Raw genomic sequence first — 21,642 nt, 5'->3', positions numbered from 1 at the left:
CTTAACATTTGTTATGCTGACTCTCCGTTAACCTGCGAGACTCCCATGTCAGCTACCGTCGATTTCTCCTTTGCCCACCGCCCGCTGATCCCCTATGCACACGACTATCAACATGGCGATGTTGAGCCATTGCATCATCACAACTGCGCGCAGCTGGTACATACGCTGACGGGCGTGGTACGGATTGAGACGCCGCTCGGGCACTGGGTTGTACCGCCGGGGCGCGGTGTCTGGCTGCCTGCCGGGGTGAAACATGCGTTGCAGATGACCGGAGACGTTGCGGCACGCACGTTGTTTATCGACCCCCTGGCGCGCGCCGATCTGCCTGCCAGTTGCCAGGTGGTGCAGGTGTCGCCCCTGCTGCGCGAGTTGATTGTTAGCGCTCTCGACCTGCCTGAACATTATGCTCCCGCCAGCCGCGCTGAACGTATTTATGAACTGATCCTTGATGAAATTCGGGTGATGAGCGTGCTGCCTTTCAACCTGCCGGAACCGCAGAGTGCAGCCCTGGTCGGGCTTTGCCAGGCGCTGAGGGCGGCACCGGGCGAGCGCTGGACGCTGGAAAACAGCGCCCAACGCATTAATGTCAGCAGCCGTACGCTGGCGCGGCATTTTCATCAGGAGACGGGGTTGCAATTCAGCGACTGGGTGCGGCGCGCCCGCCTGATGGAAGCCCTGACGCGCCTGGCTCGGGGCGACTCGGTGCTGACGGTATCACTGGAGCTGGGTTATGAGAGCCAGAGCGCTTTCAGCGCCATGTTCCGCCGTATCCTCGGCGTTGCTCCCAGCGACTACTTCCCGCCCAGTTGATCCTGCGCCACGGCATTCAGCAGCGCCTGCAACGAGGCTCGCGATACATCGCTGTCAATACCCACGCCCCAGGCGCTGCGGTTGCCAGGGAAGATGCAGCGCAGATAGGTGACGGAGCGGCTGTCACTGCGCTGGCCGAGCGTATGTTCATGATAATCCTGAATGGTAAAGGAGACATCCAGCGCCTGGCGCAACGCATCGGCTGCCGCAGACAGCAGGCCGTTCCCCCGCCCGCTGATGCTGTAATGTTTGTCGCCCTGCTGAATGCCCGCGTCGAAACGCAACTGCCCCTGGCTGTCGCTTTCGCTGCGGTACTCACCCAGCTGTAAATGTGTCGCTTCCAGACCGTATACCCGGCGAAACAGCTGCCAGATGGCGGCCTGAGTCATTTCACGGCTTTCCCGATCGGCAACCTGCTGCACCTGCTGACTGAAGTCCTGTTGCAGGGCGCGTGGCAGAGCCAGTCCATGATTCTGCTCGATCATCCATGCCGCCCCACTTTTCCCGGACTGACTGTTGACGCGGATCACCGCTTCGTAACTACAGCCAATATCCGCCGGGTCGAGTGGCAGGTAAGGCACTTCCCAGCGCTCCTGCTGCTGACGGGCTGCAAAGCCCTTTTTAATCGCATCCTGATGGGAGCCTGAAAAGGCCGTAAACACCAGTTCCCCGGCGTAGGGATGGCGCGGATGCACCGGCAGTTGGTTGCACTGCTCCACCACATCGACCACCTGTTTCATCTGGCTGAAGTCGAGCTGCGGATGAATGCCCTGGGTATAGAAGTTCAGTGCCATCGTCACCAGATCCACATTCCCCGTGCGTTCGCCGTTACCAAACAGGCAGCCTTCAACCCGATCGGCCCCGGCCAGCAGTGCCAGCTCTGCGGCGGCAATCCCGGTGCCGCGATCGTTATGCGGATGCACGCTGATACACACCTGCGGGCGCTGAGAAAAGTGACGGCAGAAGTATTCGATCTGGTCGGCATACACGTTAGGTGTGCTGACCTCCACCGTGGCAGGCAAGTTGATGATCATCGGCCGCTGTGCACAGGGCTGCCAGACGGCGGCCACCGCTTCACAGATTTCCAGTGCAAAATCGGCCTCGGTGAAGCAGAAGGTTTCCGGTGAGTATTCAAAGGTCCAGTGCGTCTGCGTCTGCTCCTCACAGCGTTGTCGGATCAGACGTGTGGCGTTCACGGCCAGTTCGATAATCTGCTCACGGCTCTGGCGAAACACCAGGCGGCGAAACACCGGTGCGGTGGCATTGTACAAATGCACGCAGGCCTGCTTTGCCCCTTCCAGAGAGACAAACGTGCGATCGATCAGATCGGCTCTTGCCTGGGTCAGAACCTGGATCGTCACATCATCCGGGATCATCCGCTCTTCGATCAGTTCACGAACGAAATTGAAGTCGGTCTGTGACGCTGAAGGAAACGCCACTTCGATCTCTTTGAAACCACACTGTATCAGCAACTGCCAGAACGCTTTTTTACGTGCGCCATCCATTGGCTCGGCCAGTGACTGATTGCCATCACGCAGGTCGGTAGAGAGCCAGCGCGGGGCGGCGGTCAGCGTGCGGGCAGGCCACTGGCGATCGGTCAATGTGACGGGAGGAAAGGCGTGATATTTGTCGGCAGGTTGGTGCAGCATAGTCAGGCTCCTTGTTGGGTGAGTGACTATTCTGCGGTGAAAATGCGCTGGCTGGCTGGCGCAAAACTGACAACAGCGGATGAAAAAGTGACAATCAACGATGAAAAAAAAGGAGCAGGGGATTAAGCCTGCTCCTTTTGACGCCCTGGTGTTGGCGTGACTGCTGAGATGTGATGCGGGCAGTGATTTGCCTGTAATTGTGTTTGATGGCCTGCCGCGCGGCACCTCATTGGATTTTTATATCATTGGCTAAACGGCGTATTGTTATGTTGTGGTTAGCCGAGGACAGTTATATACGCAATGTCTGTGGAATGCATTACATTTAATAGCAAAGTGTGATTGATACTGAAGTTTCATTGTCATATCACCTTTGTGTTAAATATGTATTAAAATATTAACAGGGAATTAAAGGTGAGTGTTATCAATTAATTGTGTGCTTATTTTTGATGGCATCTTTATATGGTGAAACGTTGTATGTGAACCTGGTTTTAATCTTTGGCGGGAACAGGTAAATATCCCCGGGCTATCTCTCTTAACGTAGGGTATTGTTTATTAGTTGAAAGGGTAATTAATATTCTTCATTTAACAAGGAGTGCGCAATGAGTCAGTTTTTCATGAATCAGAAACAGCAGGTGGTGAACGACGCGATTGAAGGGGTACTGCTCAGTACTCCCCATCATAATCTTGGCCGCCTGGCGCTGGGCTCCCAGATGCGTGTGGTCGTGCGCAATGACTGGGACAAGTCACGCGTTGCGCTGATCTCCGGTGGCGGTTCGGGTCATGAACCTGCTCATATTGGCTTTGTGGGTAAAGGGATGCTGACGGCAGCGGTGTGCGGCGATATCTTCGCTTCCCCCAGCGTCGATGCCGTTCTGCACGCCATTATCAATGTGACCGGGGAGGCGGGCTGTCTGCTGATCGTCAAAAACTACACTGGCGATCGTCTTAACTTCGGGCTGGCGGCAGAAAAGGCCCGTGGCATGGGCTACCAGGTGGAAATGGTGATGGTGCGCGACGACATTGCGCTGCCGGATAACCCGCAGCCGCGCGGTATCGCCGGGACCGCGCTGGTGCATAAAGTGGCGGGCTATGCCGCCGAACAGGGCCAGTCGCTGACGGAGGTGGCCGCGCTGGCGCAGCAGGCCTGTGACGCTACTGCCTCCATCGGGCTGGCTTTCACCACCTGCCATGTGCCGGGCGAGGCGCGTGACGATCACCGCGTACCGGAAGGGTGCAGCGAACTGGGGATGGGGATCCACGGCGAACCGGGGGCCTCAACGTTAAAAACACAGAACAGCCGCGAGATCGTCGCTGAACTGGTGCAACAGCTGACGGCGAAAAAGACTGATCGACCGCTCGCCCTGCTGGTGAACAATCTGGGCGGCTTCTCGGCGCTGGAAATGGCGGTGTTGGTGCGTGAGACGCTTCATTCGGCGCTGGGCAAGCAGGTTAAGCTGCTGGTTGGCCCCGCCACGCTGGTCAGTGCGCTGGATATGAAAGGCTTTTCACTCTCAGTGATGCAGCTTGATCCCTCGCTGGAAACCGCGCTGCTGGCACCGGTGGAAGTCAGCGGCTGGAGCCCGGCTATCGCGCCTGCAACGCTGGCGGAGATCCCGGCCAAACTGGCCGACTCGCTACAGTCGTTTACCCCTTCAGACAACCCGGCGACAGCGTCCATCGTCACGACGATTTGTCAGACACTGATCGGGCTGGAAAGTGAGCTGAATCAGCTGGATGCGAAGGTGGGTGACGGGGATACCGGGTCAACTTTTGCAGCCGGCGCGCGTAGCGTTCTGAAGGCGAGCGAAGCCGGGGAATTACCGCTGAATCAGCCAGAGGCGCTGCTGACGGTGGTGGGTGAGAAGCTGGCCACGGTGATGGGCGGCTCCAGTGGGGTGCTGATGTCGATCATGTTTACCGCAGCCGGACAGCAGCTCGCCCAGGGCGCATCGCTGGCACAGGCATTCACCGCCGGTCTGGAGCGTATGCAGCACTACGGCGGGGCGCAGGTCGGGGATCGCACGATGATTGATGCCTTACAGCCTGCCTTTGCTGCACTGCTTAACGGCGACGGTCTGACTGCAGCGGCCACGGCGGCTAAAAAGGGGGCCGACAGCACCAGCACCATGCGCAGCGCACGTGCCGGACGCTCCTCTTACCTCAACCAGGAGAGCCTGGACGGGGTGAAAGATCCGGGAGCCTGTGCGGTAGAAAAAGTGTTTGCCGCGCTGGCAGGCTAATCTTCGCGGGCTGACCTTCTTCTTCGGTCAGCCCGCCCTCCTTAATCCAGTGCGCGCTCGAAGCTGCGCAGACGCTTGTAGATCGACATCAGCTCCACCAAAGTAGTCCAGGCATTGATCAGATACTGGAACGCGTTGCGCACTTGATCGAACACATTGGTGATCTGTGTCAGCAGGCCAAGGGTGATCGCCCCAGTGATGATCGAGGGAAACAGCACAAAGATGCTGAATACCGCATCCAGTTGCAGATAAAAAATGCGGGCGATATTGAAGTAGAGATAGTGAAAGTAGAGTCGAAAATAGTTTTTACGTACGTGGCTGAACAGATCGCGTACCAGCGGAGGGCTGGCGCGCTGCGCGTCATCCTCACCGTACACCAGCTCTTTACGGTAAGCGGCTTCCACCCGCTGATTACGAAACGACAGCCCCGGCAGCTTAATCCCCACTACCGCCAGTAGCCCGGTACCGAACAGTGACCAGACTACCGCAGCTATCACCAGCGCATAGGGAATCTGGCCCAGGATCGGCACGGTTTTCACATGCACTGACAGCGCCACCAGCACCGGTAAAAAGGCGATCAACGTCATCACCGCATCAATCAACCTGACGCCCATATCCTCCAGCGTGGACGCGAAACGCATGGTATCTTCCTGCACGCGCTGGGCGGCCCCTTCTATATGGCGCAGGCGCGGCCAGTATTCCATGTAGTAACTGTTCATCGCGGTGCGCCAGCGGAACACGAAGTGGCTGATAAAAAACAAATTCAGCACATCAATCACCACGGCAATAAACGCGATACTGAGAAAGCCGTTTATCTGGGTATAAAACGCCGAGATCTGAATAGTGTTCGGGTGTGCCATGGCCTTTTGTATCAGGTCATAGAACGGCTCATACCAGCTGTTGATCGCTACGCCCACCTGCACGGAAAACCAGGTGACAAAGATAATCAGCGCACTGCCGAGGATGGACCAGCGCTGCCAGGGGTGGGGGCTGAAAACAAACCAGCCTCCGGCAAACAGCAGCGTGACCAGCAGGTAATAGCTGTAGAAACCCAGTTCGCCGGGGGAGATGAAACGCAGTGCGTTGTTGGGCAACGTGCCGGGGGGAATCCATGTCAAATGGATCATCAGGTGAGCGAACTTGCTGTCGGCATAGCCAAACCAGAACAAAACGGCCAGCAGGCTCCAGATCACTACGCTGCTGAAAAACAGCCCTGGCCTGGGGAAAAAGGATTTAAACATAGGCACTCCGCTGTCAATGTCTGGTGGTTATACCGCGATTGCCTGTGAGTAATCTCGTTACGGTTGTATCTATTAATGTCCGTGACGAAAATACTTTATTTCCTTTGGTTATTTATGCCGTTAATTGCCCCGTAATCTTTATTTTGTGGAAGAGAAACAACAAATTTACCTTTAAATTCACGTTATATAGCGTGGTCGCCTGAAAATTAATGCTGAATGTTTTTTAATCAAAGCCGATAACGATCAATGAACTGCTATCAATAGATTGAATTAGCTTGAATTGGCTGATGTTTTCGGTTTATACCCGTGTGGATTGAGCACACTGAAAGACAAGAATCCTGCTGCCTACGGGGGGCGGGGGCGGTATATTTTACGCCAGCGAACGGCGTATTGCAGCGCTGACAGTGTTTTCCTCAGAGGGGAAAATGACCATCAGCGCCCAGGCGAAAATAATAATGAATGAAAACTCAGATGTTATGTACCGACTGCTGGTACAAAGCGTGGTCGATTATGCGATCTATATGCTCACGCCTGATGGTACCGTCGCCAACTGGAATCCGGGGGCACAGCGTGCCAAAGGTTACCTGCCTGCCGAGATCGTCGGGAAGCACTTTAGCTGCTTTTACAGCTATGAAGATCGCCAAAAAGGCCTGCCGGAATTTGGGTTGCGGACCGCGCGTGAGAGTGGCCGCTATGAGACGGAGGGCTGGCGCTATCGCAAAGATGGCAGCGCCTTCTGGGCTCATGTGGTCATTGATGCCATCCGCAGCGAGAGTGGCGAGTTAATCGGTTTCGCCAAAATCACCCGCGATTGCACTGAACAGCAACGGCTGCTGAGCGAGCAGCGTGCACATGAACAACGTTTCCGCCTGCTGGTGGAAGGCGTCACCGACTACGCCATTTACATGCTGGATGCGGAAGGCCTGGTGGTGAACTGGAATGCCGGGGCCCGCCGTTCTAAAGGCTATACCGCTGAAGAGATCATCGGTAAGCACTTCTCCTGTTTCTACAGTTCGCAGGATCGGTTGAATAAATTGCCGGAACAGAATCTGAAAACGGCCTATCGCACCGGGCGTTTTGAAGAGCAGGGCTGGCGTTACCGTAAAGACGGTAGCGCGTTCTGGGCACACGTGGTTATTGATGCAGTACATGACGATGACGGTAAGCTGCTTGGCTACGCCAAAATTACCCGCGACTGTACCGAGCAGCGCCGTATGCAGCGCGAACAAACCGAACGTGAGCAGACATTCCGCGTGTTGGTGGAAGGGGTGAAAGATTACGCCATCTATATGCTGGACCCGCGTGGCATGGTGATGAACTGGAATACCGGTGCACGCCGTGCCAAAGGCTACACCTCGGAAGAAATCGTCGGTAAGCACTTCTCCTGCTTCTACAGCGCTCAGGATCGCCTGCTGCAACTGCCAGATACCAATTTGAAAATAGCCGCCACCAGCGGGCGTTTCGAAGATTATGGTTGGCGTTATCGCAAAGATGGCAGCGCCTTCTGGGCCCATGTGGTGATCGACGCGATCCGTAATGATGACGATCAGCTGATAGGCTTTGCCAAGATCACCCGCGACTGCACCGAAGTTCGTGAGTACGAACAGCAGATCCTGCGCTCGAAAGATCTGGCCGAGCAGAACAGTGAAAAAATGGCCTCACTGTCAAAATTTCTCGATACCATCATTGCTAACATCCCCTCCTGCGTCATCGTTGAAGATGTAGTTTCTCGCGAGATCCTGTTGATCAACAGCAAGGCAGAAAAACTGCTGGGCGGCACGCAGCGGGACTTTATCGGCAAACGTGCGCCGGACTGTATGACGGCAGAGATGGGGGAGTACTTTATGCAACTCTCTGATACCGCACAGCGTAAAGAGGGGATGCAGCGCAACGAGCGGCTGCTGACCACGCCGGGCGGTGACCGTATTATCAACGGCAGCGCATCGATCATTCGTGGTAACGATGAGCACCATAACTATGTGCTGCTGATCGCGGATGATGTAACCGATCAGCGCGCTGCGGATGCCCGTATTCACCATATGGCGCATCACGATAACCTCACCAGCCTGCCCAACCGCGTTCTGTTCAGCCAGCGCCTGACCGAGGCGCTGCGTGAAGACCGTGATGCGCGGCGCAAGACGGCAACGCTAGGGCTTGATCTGGATAATTTTAAAAACGTTAACGATGCGCTGGGTCATCAGGTGGGTGATGATCTGCTGCGTTCGGTGGCGGTGCGGCTGCGCGCAGTATTGCGCGAGCAGGACACGCTGGCACGCAGCGGTGGCGACGAGTTCTCGATTGTGTTGCCAGGGCTGACGCATCAGCAGGAAGCCGAAGTGGTCGCCAGCCGTCTGATTGATACCATTCGTCCGCCGTTCAGCGTGGATGGGCACAATCTCTCCGTCGGGCTGAGTGTAGGGATTGCGATTGCCGACAGCGGCATGACCACGCCGGATGAACTGCTGCGCTGTGCGGATATGGCGCTGTACGAAGCCAAGCGTAACGGCCGTAACCGCTTTGAGCACTTCACCGTGGCCATGAGTGATATGGCGCAGAAGCGCCGTGTGATTGAAAGCGACCTGCGTGAGGCCATCACCTGCCGCCAGCTCAGGCTCTATTACCAGCCGATCACGAACAACCTGCACCGCGAGATCATCGGCTATGAAGCGCTGATGCGCTGGCATCATCCGGAAAGAGGCATGATTATGCCGATGGACTTTATCCCGATTGCCGAAGAGACCGGGCTGATCCACAGCCTGGGAGCCTATGCCCTGTATGAGGCCTGCCGTGAGGCCGCCACCTGGCCGGGTGAGCAAAGCGTGGCGGTAAACCTGTCACCATTGCAGTTTAAAAACAGCGCGCTGGTCTCGGTAGTGGAAGCCGCGCTGAAGGACTCCGGTCTGGCACCGCATCGGCTGGAAGTGGAGATCACCGAATCCGTACTGCTGGATAACACCCTGGTGAATATCCATATCTTGCAGAAGCTGAAGGCCTTAGGCGTGCGTATCGCGCTGGATGACTTTGGTACCGGCTATTCATCGCTCAGCTATCTGCGATCGTTCCCGTTCGACAAAATCAAAATCGACAAGTCGTTTATTAACGATATGCATGACAGTCGTGAAGCACTGGCGATTATCCGTGCTATCACCGGCATGAGCCGCAGTTTGGATATTCAGATCACGGCGGAAGGTGTGGAAAGCAACGAGCAGTTTGAACGCCTGAAAGCAGAAGGTTGTACCCTGTTCCAGGGGTACTACTTTGGCCGACCACAGCCGTCGGAAAGCCGCCTGCAAGAGTTTTAACCTCCCCGGGTCGGGCATGCCCGACCCCTACATCATCCTGTTCACAACGTCATTCCCGCCCGGCATAACCCTGTCCACAACGACTTCCCCTGTAGGGGCGAGGCATGCCTCGCCCGGCATAACCCTGTCCACAACGTCATTCTCCGTAGGGGCGAGGCACGCCACGCCCGGCATAACCCTGTTCACAACGTCATTCTCCGTAGGGGCGAGGCACGCCACGCCCGGCATAACCCCGTTTACAACGTCATTCTCCGTAGGGGCGAGGCACGCCACGCCCGGCATAACCCTGTCCACAACGTCATTCTCCGTAGGGGCGAGGCATGCCTCGCCCTCTGCCTGCTACGTAATTTGTTAATGAAATTGTGCCTTTTTGTTTCTATCCCCTCACACCTTGTGCGTATTACTGTTAAAGTAGGTAGTGTTGTTACCGGTAACAATAACAGCCTAAACCGCCGGGACAGTAGAATACCCCTACACTACATGTGACTAAGAAATCATCCGACCCCCATTTTTACGATCGCCGATGCGAGCGTTTGAGAAGGCAATGTCATGTCAGAGCAAAAAACAGGCAGTACACGCAGGGATTTTCTGCTGAAAACCATTACCCTCGCCCCGGCGATGGCGATTGGCACCGCAGGGCTGGGGTCACTGGCCGCCGTCGCTCCTGCGGTGGCGAAAGAAGCCGCCGCCACCGGGCCACATAAAGCACGCGACTATCAGCCCACCTGGTTTACCCCGGAAGAGTACGCTTTCCTTCAGGCGGCGGCCGCACGACTGATCCCGGCAGATGAGCGTGGCCCCGGAGCGCTGGAAGCGGGTGTTCCCGAGTACATTGACCGCCAGATGAACACCCCGTACGCCACGGGCAGCAACTGGTATATGCAGGGACCGTTCCATCCGGATGCCGATAAAACGCTGGGCTATCAGCTGCCGCTGACGCCGCGTGAGATCTACCGTCTTGGCCTGGCCGACGCCGATGCGCTGGCGAAACAGCAGCACGGCAACGTGTTCGCGCAGTTGAGCGGCGAGCAGCAGGATGCGTTGTTACAGGCGCTGGAAGCGGGCAGCGTTGAACTGCCCCAGGTCCCGGCCAAAACCTTCTTCTCCTTCCTGTTACAAAACACCCGCGAAGGCTTCTTCAGCGACCCGATCCACGGCGGTAATCAGGGCCTGGTCGGCTGGCAGCTGATTAACTTCCCAGGCGCACGCGCCGACTTTATGGACTGGGTAGAACGCGGCGAGCGCTACACGCTGCCGCCGGTATCAATTCGCGGGGAAAGAGCATAACCATGGCAAACGAACAGAAAAAAGTGGATGCAGTGATCGTTGGGTTCGGCTGGGCCGGGGCGATTATGGCGAAAGAGCTGACCGAAGCCGGTCTGAACGTGGTGGCGCTGGAGCGCGGCCCGCATCGTGATACCTACCCTGATGGCGCCTATCCGCAGGTGATTGACGAACTGACCTATAACATCCGTAAAAAGCTGTTCCAGGATCTGTCAAAAAGCACTGTCACCATTCGTCACAATGCTGCGCAGACTGCCCAGCCGTACCGTCAGCTGGCGGCCTTTTTGCCCGGCACCGGCACCGGCGGCGCGGGTTTGCACTGGTCCGGCGTGCATTTCCGCGTCGACCCGATGGAACTGCGCATGCGTAGCCATTATGAGGAGCGTTACGGCAAAAGCTTTATCCCGGATGGCATGACCATTCAGGATTTCGGCGTCACTTACGATGAGCTGGAACCGTTCTTCGATCAGGCCGAACGCGTGTTTGGCACGTCCGGTTCGGCGTGGAGTGTGAAGGGCAAAGTGGTTGGCCAGGGCGGCAAAGGTAACCCGTTTGCCCCGGACCGCTCTGCTGATTTCCCGCTGCCCGCGCAGAAGCGCACTTACTCCGCGCAGCTGTTCGCCCAGGCGGCAGAAAGCATTGGCTACCATCCTTACGATCTGCCCTCGGCGAATACCTCTGGCCCTTATACCAATACTTACGGTGCGCAGATGGGGCCGTGCAACTTTTGCGGCTATTGCAGCGGTTATGCCTGCTACATGTATTCCAAAGCCTCACCGAACGTGAATATTCTGCCTGCGCTGCGCCAGGAGCCGAAGTTTGAGCTGCGCAACAATGCCTATGTGTTGCGTGTGAATCTGACCGACGATAAGAAACATGCCACAGGGGTGACCTATGTGGATGGTCTGGGGCGTGAGAACGTTCAACCCGCGGATCTGGTGATCCTCTCCGCCTTCCAGTTCCATAACGTGCATTTGATGCTGCTGTCCGGCATCGGCAAGCCGTACGATCCGGTGACTAACGAAGGCACCGTCGGGCGCAACTTTGCCTACCAGAACATCTCCACCATTAAGGCGTTCTTCGATAAAGACGTCTTCACCAATAACTTTATCGGTGCCGGTGGCGCGGGGGTCGGCGTGGATGACTTCAATGCGGATAACTTTGACCATGCCAAATATGGCTTTGTCGGCGGTTCACCAATGTGGGTTAACCAGGCGGGCGTGAAGCCGATTTCTGGCCTGCCAACGCCTCCGGGCACGCCGAACTGGGGCAGCAAGTGGAAGGCGGCGGTGGCGGATCACTATACCCACCACGTGTCGATGGATGCCCACGGTGCACATCAGTCTTATCGCAATAACTACCTCGATCTTGATCCGAACTACAAGGATGTGCACGGCCAGCCGCTGCTGCGTATGACCTTTGACTGGCAGGACAACGACATCAAGATGTCACAGTTTATGCATGGCCGGATGCACAAGATTGCAGAAGCGATGAATCCTAAGCTGATCAGTGGTGCGCCGAAAGCGGCGGGAACCCACTTCGATACCACCGTGTATCAAACCACCCATATGAACGGTGGCGCGATCATGGGTGAAGATCCGAAAACCAGTGCCATTAACCGCTATCTCCAGAGCTGGGATGTCCCGAACGTATTTGTTCCCGGTGCCTCGGCGTTTCCGCAGGGGCTGGGCTACAACCCGACCGGCATGGTGGCAGCGCTGACCTACTGGTCGGCGAAAGCGATTCGCGAACAGTACCTGAAAAACCCGGGTCCACTGGTGCAGGCATAAGGATAAGCAGATGAAAAAGTTACTTCTTATTGCCCTGTTGCCGGGCATGGTGGCGTTTAGCGCACTGGCAGACGACAACAACGATGCCCTGATTCAACGCGGTGATTACCTCGCCCGTGCCGGGGACTGCGTGGCCTGCCACACCAAAGCGGGCGGCGAGCCGTTCGCGGGTGGGCTGCCGATGGCAACGCCGATCGGCACGATTTACTCCACCAATATCACCCCGGATAAGCAGAGTGGGATTGGGGGTTACAGCTACGACGATTTCCAGAAAGCGGTACGTCATGGCGTGGCGAAAAACGGCGATACGCTGTACCCGGCGATGCCGTATCCCTCTTATGCGGTGGTCAGCGACGACGATATGCAGGCGCTGTACACTTACTTTATGCACGGCGTAAAGCCGGTGGCACAGGCGAATCAGGAGAGCGACATTCCGTGGCCGCTGTCGATGCGCTGGCCGCTGGCGATCTGGCGTGGAATATTTGCCCCGGATGTGAAGGCGTTCCAGCCGATCAAAGGGCAGGATGCGGTGCTGGCGCGCGGCCAGTATCTGGTGGAAGGGCTGGGACACTGTGGTGCCTGCCACACGCCGCGTAGTATTACCATGCAGGAAAAAGCGCTGAACAATGATGAGGGCAGCGACTTCCTTTCCGGCAGCAATGCACCGATTGACGGCTGGACGGCGAGCAATCTCAGAGGTGACGGGCGTGATGGCCTGGGCCGCTGGAGCGAAGATGATCTGGTGCAGTTCCTGCGTATGGGGCGCAACGATCATACGGCGGTGTTCGGCGGCATGACCGATGTCGTGCAGCACAGCCTGCAACACCTGACGCCAGAGGATGCGACGGCGATTGCTCGCTATCTGAAGTCGCTGGGCGCAAAAGATCCGAATCAGGTGGGCTTCACACCGGATGACACCGTTGCGAAAGCGCTGTGGAAGGGCGATGACAGCAAGACCGGGGCGTCGGTATATGTCGACAGCTGCGCGGCCTGTCATAAGACCGATGGCAGCGGCTATAAACGCTTCTTCCCGGAACTGCGCGGGAATCCGGTGGTGCTGGCAGAAGATCCCACGTCGCTGATCCATATCGTGCTGAGTGGCGCACAGCTGCCGGGTATGAAAGATGCACCGACCACCATCACCATGCCGGCGTTTGGCTGGCGTCTGAACGACCAGCAGGTCGCCGATGTGGTGAACTTTATCCGCACCAGCTGGGGCAATACCGCAACGTCTGTGGTGTCGGCCGGCGATGTGGCGAAGGTGCGTAAGGATGAGGCCGTGGTGCATCAGCAGGGGAGTGTTGATGTGGAGAAGTTGACGCCGTAACGGGCTGAGCGACACATCATGCTTTCGTGGGGCGAGGCACGCTTCGCCCGGGGCTACCGGAACTCGTAGGGGCGAGGCACGCTTCGCCCTGGACTACCGGAACTCGTAGGGGCGAGGCATGCCTCGCCCTGGACTACCGGTCTGCCCATTGCAGGCCATTATTGCCCGTAATACGCCCCCGCCCCGTGCTTACGCAAATAATGTTTATCCAGCAGCACCTGCTGCATATCACGCATCCCCGGCGTCAGCTGACGCGAGAAAATTCCCATATAGGCAATCTCTTCCAGCACCACCGCGTTATGTACGGCGTTATCCGCGTTACTACCCCAGGCGAACGGCCCGTGGGCGTTGACCAGCACCGCCGGGATCGCCGTCGGGCTGATGTCGCGTGAGCGGAACGTATCGATAATCACTTCACCGGTGTTGTGTTCGTAATCCTCAGCGATCTCCTGTGGCGTCATCAGGCGCGTGCAGGGGATGGTGCCGTAGAAATAATCCGCGTGGGTGGTGCCCCAGGCAGGCAGATCCAGCCCGGCCTGCGCCCAGATGGTGGCATGGCGCGAATGGGTGTGCACGATGCCGCCGATATCAGTAAACGCCCGGTACAGCGCCAGGTGGGTGGCGGTATCGGAAGAGGGCTTCTTACTGCCTTCCACCGTGCGGCCGCTTTCCAGCTCCACCACCACAATATCGTCAACGGTCATGCCGTCATACTCCACGCCGGAAGGCTTGATCGCCACCAGCCCGCGACTGCGGTCAATGGCGCTGACGTTGCCCCAAGTAAAAGTCACCAGATGGTGGCGCGGCAGGGCCAGATTGGCCTCGAAAACCTGCTGTTTCAGCGTTGATAAGCTCATTGTAAGCCTCCTTCCTGCATTTTTTGTTCAATCCAGCGCCGGGCCTGCACGATCTCGGCCACCGGCTCCTCGGCTTTTTCTGTCCACATCTCAATCAGGAATGCGCCACGATAGTTAAGCTGCTTCAGCGTGCGGAACACGCCGACAAAATCGACGCAACCCTCGCCAAACGGCACGTCACGAAACTGCCCCGGCGAACTCGCGGTGACAGGCTGGGTATCCTTCAAATGGATAGCGGCAATGCGGTCAATGCCCAGCGCCAGTTCGGCGGCGACGTCGTTGCCCCAGGCCGTCAGGTTGCCGACATCAGGGTAGACGGTGAACCACGGCGAGGCCTGCTGCTTATCCCAGTGTTTCCATTTGCTGATGGCGTTCATAAATTCGGTATCCATGATTTCGACGGCCAGCATCACCTGCGCCGCCGCGGCGCGATCCACCGCCCACGCCAGCCCTTCGGCAAAGCGTGCCACCGTGCCTTCATCGTGCGGTTCGTAGTAGACGTCGTAGCCCGCCAGCTGGATGGTGCGGATGCCGACGTCTTTTGCCAGCTGGATCGCCTGCTCCATCAGCTTATAGGCCTGCTCACGGATGGCCGGGTCGCGGCTGCCGAACGGAAAACGGCGATGACCGGACAGGCACATCGAGGGAATGGTCACCCCGGTTTCCATCATCGCGTTGACCAGCGACAGGCGCTGCTCCTTGCTCCACTGTAAGCGCGACAGGCGCAGGTCGGTTTCATCCACCGACATCTCGACGAAGTCGAAGCCGCAGGCTTTCGCCAGGGCAAGGCGTTCCGGCCAGCTCAGATGAGAAGGCAGGGCTTTTTCATAAATTCCCAGCGGGTGTTGGCGCATGGTTAGTGTCCCCAGATGTTGGCAATCGCCTGATGAAACTCGGCGGCGGTGGCCAGCCCGTCGGCACTTTCGCTGAGCGCCCGGCCGACGATAAAGGCTTTCACATCAATTTGTTTAAACTGCGGCAACTCGTCCGGGGTGATCCCCCCGGTGACCGACAGGGCAAAACCCAGGTCGGAGAGCGCTTTCATCGCGTCCAGATCCTGCGGGCTCCACTGCTGGCCGCTGGCCTGGGCGTCGCGCCCACGATGGTAGATGGCCTGCGTCAGCCCCAGTTCACGCCAGCGCTTAGCCTCTTCCAGCGTCCAGTTGCCGAACAGCTCAATCTGGATATCGCCCTGGTGCAGATGCGCCACCTCCAGCGCGCTGGCAAAGGTCGCCAGCGGTGCCGCACAGATCACCGTCATCCAGTTGGCCCCGGCTTCAAACGCCAGTTTTGCCAGCGTGGCCCCGGCATCCGCCACTTTAAAATCGGCCACCAGCGTTTTCCCCGGTAGCTGCTGGCGCAGCTGACGTACGGCGTCAATTCCGGCGCTGAAGCAGAGAATGGTGCCCGCTTCCACGATATCGACCTGCTGATGCAGGCGCTGCGCCGTCTCCAGCGCGGCATCCAGCTGGGTGTGATCGAGCGCCAGCTGCAGCTGGGGAACCCGTGAATGACTCATGGTGTGACTCCTTGTGCGGCGATCAGCGCCGTGAGTAGCTGCTGATAACGCTGGTATTTTTTCTGATACAACGCATGACGTTGTGCGTCCGGCTGATAGCTGATGATGGCGGGTGCCAGCGCCTGCTGAGCCTGCTGCAGAGAGGTCCAGGCTCCGGTGCCCGTCATCGCCGCCAGCGCCGCACCTAGGCAACCACTCTCTTCAATCTGTGGGATCTCGACGGGCAGCCCGCTGGCATCGGCAAACATCTGCATCCACTCTGCGGAACGTGTTGGCCCGCCGCTCAGGCGCAGGGCGCTGACCTGCGGGAAGCGGGTAAGAATGCGGTTGAGATGGGTGAGGTGCGAGAACACCACGCCCTCGTAGATCGCCTGCACCAGGTGGCCGCGCTGGTGGCCTGCCTGCAAACCAAAGAAGCTGCCGTGCAGGTCGGCCCCGGCGTTGCAGCCGTAAAGGAACGGCAGGAACAACAGCGAGCTTTGTGCCGGTGGCAGAGCGGCGACCCACTGATTCAGCTGTGCATAGTCGTCAATCCCCCACTGCTGGCAGAACCACTCCAGATTGGCCGCCGAGGTCGGGCTGGCTTCGTGAATGATGTACTGCCCCTCAATGGCGTAGCGCCCGTACACGAACGGATGGCCACTTTCATCGCTGATGCGGTCGGTAATGCCGCTGGTGACCGACCAGGTGCCCATCACCGCGTTCAGTCGGGTATCGTCATGCAGCCCGGCGCACAGCGCGGCAGACACCACATCAAACAACCCGCCGACCACAGGCGTACCTGCACGCAGCCCGCACAATGCTGCGGCTTCCGCTGTCACCTCTCCGGCGATGGCCGTCGGGCCGACAATTGGAGGCAGGGCAGGCAGAATATCGCCGAGGCCGAGGGTGTCCGCCAGGGCGGCAGACCAGTCACCTTTCTCCATATCGTAGAGATTGGATTCAGAAATATTGGTCTCTTCGCAGGCCAGTTTTCCGGTCAGGCAATAGCGCAGATAGTCATGGGCCATCAGCACGCTGCCAATGGCCGCATAGCGCTGCGGCTCATGCTCTTTTAACCAGCGCAGCAGCGACACCGGGTGCCCGGTCCACAGCGTTTGCCGCGTCACCGGGTAGAGCGTCTGCGGCATCCCTTCGCGCTGCCACTGTTGCACCAGCGCCAGCGCCCGGCGATCGGACGAGAGGATGCCGTTGCCCAGCGGTTGCTGCTGTTTATCCAGCAAAAACAGCCCCTTACCCTGCGCGGAAATGCCCACGCCTGCCACCTGAGTAGCCTCCAGCCCGCTGTTTTGCAGCACCTCAGCAATCACGCGGGCAGCCTGCTGCCACAGCAGCGGCATATCGCGTTCTGCACGCCCCGGCTCCGGCACCAGCACTGGCAGAGTCTGCCGTGCCACCGCGCGTTCACGCCCTTCAGCGTCATACAATCCGGCCTTAATGAAGGTGCCGCCGCAGTCCAGCCCTAGCCAGTAGTTCATGCTGCCTCCCTGTTTTGTGCATCGCAACGCGCAGGCAGCGTCAGCGCCAGCAGCGAGGCAATCGTCAGTGAGATTGCCAGGCTGTAAACCCCGGCATCTTTGCTGTAAGCGACAATCAGCACGCCGACCATATAAGGACCACAGAAGCCGCCGAGGTTACCCAGCGCGTTAATCACGCCGCGCGCACCGCCTGCCACTTCGGCATTAAACAGGCGGGGAGGGATACTCCAGAACACCCCTGCTGCCGACTGAATAAAGAACCCGCAGCCGCACAGCGCGGCGTACGACCACCAGATATGAGATTTCAGCAGGACTGACAGCGCCATGCAGAGGGCAAACCCGGCCAGCGGCAGGGCGACGAACAGCTTGCGCCGCCCGGTAGCATCGGACAGCGATGAGAACAGGAACATACCGAAGATCGCCCCGACATAGGGAAGGATCGCCAGAAAACCGACCTGCTCCAGGTTACCGTTGGTCAGCCCTTTCAGGATGGTGGGTAGCCACAGCGTGTAACCGTAGATCCCGGTCTGGTAGAAGAAATTCACCATGATCAGTCGCCACATCACCGGCTCTTTCATCACCTGGCGTAGCGAGGCTTTACGGGTGTTTTTGCCTTTGATCAGCAGCTGTTCGTCGTGCAGGGTTTTGATCAGATACTGTTTTTCAGCGGGCGAGATCCACTTCGCCTCTTGCGGGCGGTTGCTGATGGTGAAATGCCACAGCCCCATGACAAACAGCGACAGCACGCCTTCCACAAAGAACAGCATGCGCCAGTCCCAGGCGGTAATGATCCAGCCGGAAAGTGGGGCGGTGAGGATCCCGGCGATCGGCACAAACATGATCACAATGGCGTTGGCACGGCCGCGTTCGGCATCGGGGAACCAGTTGCCGATCATGGTCAGCACCACCGGCAACATCCCACCTTCGGAAACCCCCAGCGCAAAGCGCAGCGCCAGCAGTTGATACTGATTCGTCGCCAGCCCGGTCAGCAGAGAGATCACCGCCCAGGCCAGCAGCGACCAGCCAATAAAGCGTTTACCGTTGCCGTAGACCGCCAGCTTTCCGCCGGGCACCTGCAAGAACAGGTAACCGATAAAGAAGATCCCCCCAGCCAGCCCGGCCATCGAGGCGCTGATGCCGAGGTCGGCGTCCATCCCGCCGGGCATGGCGAAGGCGATATTGACCCGGTCCATATAGGAAATAATGCAGGTGATCAGGATCGGTGGAATGATCCGCAGCCAGCGCAGCGAAGGGATCCCTTCGCGTGAGATCGATGTGGAAGTCAGGCTCATAGTGATCCTCTTTTAGTCAGCGAGATCGGCCGTGGGGATCTTCACCACCACCTTGCGAATGGCTTCGGGAGCATTCACCGCACAGTTCGGACGGTGAATATCCTGCGGGAAGAACACCGCAAAATGGCCTGGCTGCATCAGCACCAGGGTTTCATGCGGGGCATCCTGGTAAAAGATGATGTCGCGTTCGTCGTCATAGGGCTGGTGGATAGCGGGTTCACACTTCTCCGTTGCCACGCCCATCAGCTCATTACCGGACACCAGGTACTGCACATCGATAAAACGGCGGTGCGCCTCAGGGTAGTTATCGCCGTGCGGAGCGGTGTGCAGATCCAGCACCTGTATCTGCCAGCCGGTGTGATCGTCCTGATAGCGCCCGGCTGCCATGCTGGCCAGATCGTGGCGGGCTAACCAGTCGATGGCGTGTGCAATCGTCGGCGGATAGTGGTGGGCATCGGTGTTGTTGATATGGCCAAAAATCATGCGGTTTCCTCCCTTACAGTGCCTGGATGCGTGCCCAGACGCGTTCATCCACCGGAATGCCGAGGCGCTGGTTCTCAGCACGGATACCGGGGAATTTATGGCCAGGCAGACGGATGGCCTGCTGGCTATCGGCGCGCTCGGCTCCGGTGATGGACTCGCGGATGCGTGCCAGCTTGCTGTCGCGGGTGGCGCCGTCGATCAGACGGTCAACGTCAATGGCGATAAACACCTGGGAGATACCGAATTCGTCGCCGTTGTCTTCGGTGACTTCGGTGACGGAGGCACCGTTGGAGAGCAGGGTGGCGACCATATCCAGTACGATGGACAGGGCGGAGCCTTTCCAGTAACCCATGGGTAAAATGCGGCGATTTTCTTCAATCGTGGCGGGATCGCGGGTGTATTCCCCGTCATTGTCAAAACCGCCGTCGACCGGCAGCGTTTTGCCCGCCAGGCGATTCACTTCCAGCATGCCGTAGGAGAACATCGACATCGACATATCGACCATGGTGATCGGTTCACCCGGCACGGCGACGATCAGCGGGTTGGTACCGATGGCGCAGTTTTTTGCCCCCCACGGCGGCATCACCGCGATGGAGTTGGTCCAGCAGACGCCGATATAGCCTTTTTCCGCTGCCTGCCAGCCGTAGCTGCCGCCGCGCATCCAGTGGTTGGCATTACGCAGCGCCACCAGCCCAATACCGTGGTCGTCGGCCAGCGCAATGGCGCGATCCATCATGCTTTGGGCGGTGAGGTTACCGATGGCGCGGTGGGCATCCCACTGTTCGATAGCGCCCAGCGAGAGGATTTTTTCCGCTTCGGCGTGCGGCACGATGTGCCCGGCATCCAGCTGCTGGATAAAGCGGGGGAAACGATTCACCCCGTGGGAGTAAACGCCGTTCTCGCTGGTGTCGGCGAACAGGGTGGCGCAGCTTTCGGCTTTATCTGCCGCCACGCCGCGTGCCAGTAACACCCGCAGGAACTCTTGTTTCAACTGCTGATAGCTGATTCTCATACTGCTGTCTCTCCCCGGAGGTGGCTTTATTTCAATATGTGGAATATCGTTCCAAATAAATCCTATGCGCCTGGTGGGAACAAGTCAAAGAAACGGAGTGGAATTTAATCGTTATAAAACAGTGAGATAAAAATAGTGTTGGGTTATGTGATCGCCAACACATTGGGTGAAATTGAGGCGTGGGGAAACCGGGTCAGGCATGCCTGACCCCTACATATTAAAAAACCGCCGGCACCGTCACCCCAGGGGCGAGGCACGCCTCGCCCATCCCGAACCGATCCCCGTCACCGTAGGGGCGAGGCACGCCTCGCCCGGCCCGAACCGATCCCCGTCACCCCAGGGGCGAGGCACGCCTCGCCCGGCCCGAACCGATCCCCGTCACCGTAGGGGCGAGGCATGCCTCGCCCGGCCCGAACCGATCCCCGTCACCGTAGGGGCGAGGCACGCCTCGCCCGGCCCGAACCGATCCCCGTCACCCCAGGGGCGAGGCATGCCTCGCCCGGCCGTTAACCGATGATCACCCGGTACAGCGAGGTGGTCGCAGTGATATACAGCTCGTTACCGTCCGGGCCGCCGAGGGTGCAGTTCGACACCCGTTCCGGCACGGGGATCTTGCCTTGCGTCTGGCCCAGGCTGTCGAAAATAATCACCCCATTGGCGCAGCTGCAATAAAGGTTGCCGCGGTTATCCACGCAGAAGCCATCCGGGAAACCGGGGGCGACCTCGGCAAACCACCGCCCGGCGCCCAGCTCCCGTCCCTCGACCGGATAGACCCGCAGCTGACGGCGGCCCAGCGTCGGGAAGTCGACGATGGACATATCCGCCACATACAACAGACGCTCGTCGGGCGAAAAGGCCAGCCCGTTGGGGCGTTGCAGATCGCTGGCGGCGATAGTCAGTTGTCCGCTGGCCGGGTCGAAGCAGTAGAGGTAACAGCCGATCACCTGGCTGTGCGCGTGATAACCCTCGTCGTCACTGACGATGCCGTAAGGGGGATCGGTGAACCAGATCGTCCCGTCGGATCGCACCACCACGTCGTTCGGCGAGTTAAAGCGTTTACCCTCGACCTTCTCCACCAGCAGTGTGACGCTGCCATCATGCTCGGTACGGCTGATAGCACGGCGGCCATGCTCGCAGCTGACCACCCGGCCCTCATTATCGCGGGCGTTGCCGTTGGCATAGTGCGAGGGTGAACGCCAGAGACTCACCTCACCGCTACGCTGCCAGCGGAACATGCGGTTGCCTTTCACATCGCTGAACACCACGGCGTCCTGCTCTGGCAGCCACACCGGTCCCTCTGCCCATATCGCCGGGGAGCAGAGCGTTTCCAGCCTGAGATTATCGGTCTGCATAACGCC

16 protein-coding genes are annotated in these 21,642 nt (G+C 58.5%); 6 read left to right on the top strand and 10 right to left on the bottom strand.

Going from position 1 to position 21,642, the window contains the following annotated elements; genetic code table 11:
- Positions 1–45 precede the first annotated feature (45 nt).
- Positions 46–810: an AraC family transcriptional regulator gene (locus tag FY046_RS18750; RefSeq protein WP_133842630.1), complete on the top strand. Its 765-nt coding sequence runs from the start codon at positions 46–48 to the stop codon at positions 808–810.
- On the opposite strand, the gene leuA is transcribed toward FY046_RS18750, so the two are convergent.
- A complete protein-coding gene (gene leuA, locus FY046_RS18745; protein WP_167864300.1) occupies positions 792–2,459 on the bottom strand; it encodes a 2-isopropylmalate synthase in 1,668 nt (555 codons plus the stop codon). The two genes, FY046_RS18750 and leuA, sit on opposite strands and share 19 nt — an antisense overlap.
- Before the next feature lie 599 nt (positions 2,460–3,058).
- Here leuA and FY046_RS18740 point away from each other — a divergent pair.
- On the top strand, positions 3,059–4,699 hold the full coding sequence (locus FY046_RS18740) for a dihydroxyacetone kinase subunit DhaK (protein WP_133842628.1): 1,641 nt from the start codon (positions 3,059–3,061) through the stop codon (positions 4,697–4,699).
- Positions 4,700–4,740: 41 nt separating this feature from the next.
- On the opposite strand, the gene sbmA is transcribed toward FY046_RS18740, so the two are convergent.
- Positions 4,741–5,940 (bottom strand): peptide antibiotic transporter SbmA, encoded by a 1,200-nt coding sequence (gene sbmA / locus FY046_RS18735; protein ID WP_159336761.1) that lies wholly within the window; start codon positions 5,938–5,940, stop codon positions 4,741–4,743.
- A 455-nt stretch (positions 5,941–6,395) separates the two neighbouring features.
- Between sbmA and FY046_RS18730 the strand changes: the two genes are divergently transcribed.
- The 4 genes from FY046_RS18730 to FY046_RS18715 all read left to right on the top strand — a co-directional run bounded on the left by FY046_RS18730 (position 6,396) and on the right by FY046_RS18715 (position 13,643).
- Positions 6,396–9,242, top strand: coding sequence for a sensor domain-containing protein (locus tag FY046_RS18730; RefSeq protein WP_167864301.1), 2,847 nt, complete (start codon positions 6,396–6,398; stop codon positions 9,240–9,242).
- A gap of 549 nt (positions 9,243–9,791) precedes the next feature.
- Positions 9,792–10,529, top strand: coding sequence for a gluconate 2-dehydrogenase subunit 3 family protein (locus FY046_RS18725; RefSeq protein WP_133842625.1), 738 nt, complete (start codon positions 9,792–9,794; stop codon positions 10,527–10,529).
- Positions 10,530–10,531: 2 nt separating this feature from the next.
- Positions 10,532–12,316: a GMC family oxidoreductase gene (locus tag FY046_RS18720; RefSeq protein WP_167864302.1), complete on the top strand. Its 1,785-nt coding sequence runs from the start codon at positions 10,532–10,534 to the stop codon at positions 12,314–12,316.
- 10 nt (positions 12,317–12,326) lie between these two features.
- Positions 12,327–13,643: a c-type cytochrome gene (locus tag FY046_RS18715; protein WP_446186365.1), complete on the top strand. Its 1,317-nt coding sequence runs from the start codon at positions 12,327–12,329 to the stop codon at positions 13,641–13,643.
- Between the two features lie 158 nt (positions 13,644–13,801).
- Here the strand turns inward: FY046_RS18715 and araD are convergent, their stop codons facing one another.
- The 8 genes from araD to FY046_RS18675 all read right to left on the bottom strand — a co-directional run bounded on the left by araD (position 13,802) and on the right by FY046_RS18675 (position 21,636).
- A complete protein-coding gene (araD, locus tag FY046_RS18710; RefSeq protein WP_133842622.1) occupies positions 13,802–14,500 on the bottom strand; it encodes an L-ribulose-5-phosphate 4-epimerase in 699 nt (232 codons plus the stop codon).
- Positions 14,497–15,354: an L-ribulose-5-phosphate 3-epimerase gene (locus FY046_RS18705; RefSeq protein ID WP_133842621.1), complete on the bottom strand. Its 858-nt coding sequence runs from the start codon at positions 15,352–15,354 to the stop codon at positions 14,497–14,499. The genes araD and FY046_RS18705 overlap by 4 nt, the downstream gene beginning before the upstream one ends.
- Before the next feature lie 2 nt (positions 15,355–15,356).
- Entirely contained in the window at positions 15,357–16,019 is a 663-nt protein-coding gene (ulaD, locus tag FY046_RS18700) for a 3-keto-L-gulonate-6-phosphate decarboxylase UlaD (RefSeq protein WP_133842620.1), read from the bottom strand.
- Entirely contained in the window at positions 16,016–17,497 is a 1,482-nt protein-coding gene (locus FY046_RS18695) for an FGGY-family carbohydrate kinase (protein ID WP_259152044.1), read from the bottom strand. Before FY046_RS18695 ends, ulaD begins: the two co-directional genes overlap by 4 nt.
- Positions 17,494–18,789: an MFS transporter gene (locus FY046_RS18690; RefSeq protein WP_133842618.1), complete on the bottom strand. Its 1,296-nt coding sequence runs from the start codon at positions 18,787–18,789 to the stop codon at positions 17,494–17,496. Before FY046_RS18690 ends, FY046_RS18695 begins: the two co-directional genes overlap by 4 nt.
- A gap of 12 nt (positions 18,790–18,801) precedes the next feature.
- Complete coding sequence (locus tag FY046_RS18685; protein ID WP_133842617.1) at positions 18,802–19,272, bottom strand: YhcH/YjgK/YiaL family protein; 471 nt, start codon at positions 19,270–19,272, stop codon at positions 18,802–18,804.
- Positions 19,273–19,285: 13 nt separating this feature from the next.
- Positions 19,286–20,284 (bottom strand): 3-dehydro-L-gulonate 2-dehydrogenase, encoded by a 999-nt coding sequence (yiaK, locus tag FY046_RS18680; RefSeq protein ID WP_133842616.1) that lies wholly within the window; start codon positions 20,282–20,284, stop codon positions 19,286–19,288.
- A gap of 506 nt (positions 20,285–20,790) precedes the next feature.
- Entirely contained in the window at positions 20,791–21,636 is an 846-nt protein-coding gene (locus FY046_RS18675) for an SMP-30/gluconolactonase/LRE family protein (protein ID WP_446186364.1), read from the bottom strand.
- Between the last annotated feature and the right edge of the window lie 6 nt (positions 21,637–21,642).

It is taken from the genome of Erwinia sp. 1181_3 (genome assembly GCF_052824965.1).
This window is presented reverse-complemented; position numbering and strand designations above follow the sequence as displayed.